Below are 387 nucleotides of genomic sequence, written 5' to 3' on the forward strand. Positions count from 1 at the left end.
GGACGGTTGTCGATAAACAAAACGAAAGTGTCGAGGTGATAGGCATTCAGTCGGAGAAACTCAGTCGTTATCTTGAGCGTTTACATACTGCCGGACTCAACGTGACGCGGGTTTTGCCAGATGGCTGCTATCTTCCCTGGGAAGTAGATAGCTGGACTCTGGTTAACCAGCAAACAAGCTGGCTTATTCGCAGTGCCGCACATGCCTTCAACGAACTGGATGAACACTGGTTACAGCATCTTGCTAACCAGTTTCCGCCTGAGAATATGCGTTGTTATGGTGTAGCGCCTCACGGCGTTGCAGCGGCCAATCCACTTATCCAGCATCCTGAAATACCATCACTGAGTTTGTATTCTGCCGATATTGCATTCCAGCGCTATGACATGC

At 49.4% G+C, this 387-nt stretch carries 1 protein-coding gene; it reads left to right on the forward strand.

Annotation, left to right across the window (positions count from 1 at the left end):
- Positions 1-387 (forward strand): type II secretion system protein GspL (locus I6F38_RS43605; protein ID WP_225164743.1); only part of this gene is annotated, 387 nt, incomplete at both ends.

It is taken from the genome of Bradyrhizobium sp. BRP56, from assembly GCF_020194035.1.
Classification (GTDB): Bacteria; Pseudomonadota; Alphaproteobacteria; order Rhizobiales; family Xanthobacteraceae; genus Bradyrhizobium; species Bradyrhizobium australafricanum.